We start from the raw sequence: 2,398 nt of genomic DNA, 5'->3' as shown, positions 1-2,398 counted from the left end.
CCACACGCTGACCCTGCTGGGGGCGACGATGCTGAGCCGAAACGTGCGGGAAGCCGCGCGCTGAAGGGGCAGCGGAGCGAGAGCGGGAGTCGGCGTCCAGGGCGAGAAGGGGAGTCGGCGTTCATCTGGTTTTCATCTGGCGGGACGGGTGCCGTGGGGCAAGGCTGGGTTGGCGCGTACATGCTCATGACGCACCGTCCCCGCCCCCGCTCCCTTCCCGGAGGTCAGAAGTGTCCGGCAGAAACGTCAAGCGTCGCGGCCGTGCCGCCGTGGCGTCCGCTCTCGCTGTCGTCGCCGCCGCGGCCGGGCTGTGGTCGGGGCTCGGCGGGTCCTCGCCCGCCCGGGCCGCGGCCTCCGTCCCGACCCCGGACCACACGGTCGTCGTGGTCTTCGAGAACCACGCCTACAGCCAGGTGATCGGCTCGTCCAGCGCCCCGTACATCAACTCACTGCGCACCGGCGGCGCGAGCCTCACCGCGTCCTACGCCGAAACCCACCCCAGCCAGCCCAACTACTTCGCCCTGTTCTCCGGCTCCACCCAGGGCATCACCGACGACAGCTGCTACACCCCCGGCTTCTCCTCCGCGCCCAACCTCGCCTCGGAGCTGATCGGCGCGGGCAAGTCGTGGGCCAGCTACAACGAGACGCTGCCCAGCCAGGGTTCGACCACGTGCAGCAGCGGCAACTACGCGCGCAAGCACAACCCGTGGTTCGGCTTCAGCAACGTACCGACGTCCAGCGCCAAGACGTTCGCGCAGTTCCCGGCGGACTACTCGACGCTCCCCCAGGTCTCGTTCGTCGTCCCGGACCTGTGCAGCGACATGCACGACTGCTCGGTCTCCACGGGTGACACCTGGCTGAAGAACAAGCTGGGCGCATACGCGACGTGGGCGAAGACCCACAACAGCCTCCTCGTCGTCACCTTCGACGAGGACAACCGGCTCAGCGGCAACCGCATCCCGACAGTGCTGTACGGGCAGGGCGTGACGGCGGGCTCGACCTCGTCGACCACGTACAACCACTACGACCTGCTGCGCACGCTGGAGGACATGCACGGCCTGCCGCACGCCGGCAACGCCGCCTCCGCCAAGGACATCACCGGCATCTGGACTCCGTGACATGTACGTAGCGGACAGCCGCGCGACGGCGTCCGCGGCGAGCGCCGTCCGGTCCCCGGCCGGGCGGCGCCGCACCGCGGTCGCGCCCACCGTGCTGGCGCTCGGCACGGTCAGCCTGATCACCGACGTCTCCTCGGAGATGGTCACCGCCGTGCTGCCCCTGTACCTGGTGGCGGGCCTCGGCCTGTCCCCGCTGGGCTTCGGGCTGCTCGACGGCGTCTACAACGGCGTCTCGGCGCTGGTCCGGCTGGCCAGCGGCCACCTCGCCGACCGGGGCGGCGGGCGCCACAAGTGGGTGGCGGCCGCGGGGTACGCCCTGTCGGCGGCCTGCAAGCCCCTGCTGCTGGTGGCCCAGACACTCACCCCGATCGGCCTGGTGCTGGCCGTCGATCGCACCGGCAAGGGTCTGCGCACCGCCCCGCGCGACGCGCTGATCTCCCTGTCCAGCACCCCCGAGACCCGCGGCCGCGCCTTCGGTGTGCACCGGGCGATGGACACGGCGGGCGCGCTGCTCGGCCCGCTGGCCGCCTTCCTCGTCCTGCGGGCCACGGTCGACGGCTACGACGCGGTGTTCACCGTGAGCTTCTGCGTGGCGGTGGTGGGTGTCCTGGTACTGGTGCTCTTCGTACCGGGAGGCGCGGCCGCTCCCCGCGATCATGGCACCACCCGTGCGACCCTGGGCGCCGCCTTCGCCCTCCTGCGCCGCCGGGACCTCAGGCGCATCACCGTCTGCGCCCTCCTGCTCGGACTCGCCACGGTCAGCGACTCGTTCGTCTACCTGCTGCTGCAAGGGCGGCTCGGCGTGCCGGACCGCTGGTTCGCCCTGCTGCCGCTCGGCACGGCGGCGGCGTTCCTGCTGCTCGCGGTCCCGCTGGGCCGGATCGCGGACCGGGTGGGCCGCTGGCGGATGTTCCTCGGCGGCCACCTCGCCCTGCTGCTGGCGTACGGCCTGCTGCTCTCGTCCTGGCACGGCCCCGCCCTGCCGTACGCCGTCCTGCTCCTGCACGGCGCCTTCTACGCGGCGACCGACGGGGTACTGATGGCGGCGGCCGCCGACAGCGTGCCACCGGAGCTGCGCTCGTCCGGCCTCGCCCTGGTCCAGACGGGCCAGGCGCTGGCCCGCTTCACCTGCTCACTGTCCTTCGGCGCGGCCTGGACGGCCTGGGGCGACCGCGCGGCGCTCACCGGGTCGGCCGTCGTCCTGGCACTGTGCGGCCTGATCGCGCTGGCGCTGCGCCCCCGCGCGCCGGAGAGCCCGGCCTGACCCCGGTGTCCCCGTC

Annotated in this window: 2 protein-coding genes; both read left to right on the top strand. The window is 72.5% G+C overall.

Annotation, left to right across the window (positions count from 1 at the left end; genetic code table 11):
- Window positions 1–230 precede the first annotated feature (230 nt).
- The gene (locus CCN33_RS30550; protein WP_086696510.1) at window positions 231–1,118 is read left to right on the top strand and encodes an alkaline phosphatase family protein; all 888 of its coding nucleotides are present in this window, start codon (window positions 231–233) and stop codon (window positions 1,116–1,118) included.
- A gap of 1 nt (window position 1,119) precedes the next feature.
- Window positions 1,120–2,382: an MFS transporter gene (locus CCN33_RS30545; protein WP_208622017.1), complete on the top strand. Its 1,263-nt coding sequence runs from the start codon at window positions 1,120–1,122 to the stop codon at window positions 2,380–2,382.
- Window positions 2,383–2,398: the final 16 nt, after the last annotated feature.

The sequence above is a fragment of the Streptomyces recifensis genome, assembly GCF_002154615.1.
Taxonomy (GTDB): Bacteria; Actinomycetota; Actinomycetes; order Streptomycetales; family Streptomycetaceae; genus Streptomyces; species Streptomyces griseoluteus.
This window is presented reverse-complemented; position numbering and strand designations above follow the sequence as displayed.

Excerpts from the sequence above, each read along its gene's own strand:
- CCN33_RS30545 (WP_208622017.1), top strand. The coding sequence starts at position 1,120 with ATGTACGTAGCGGACAGCCGCGCGACGGCGTCCGCGGCGAGCGCCGTC.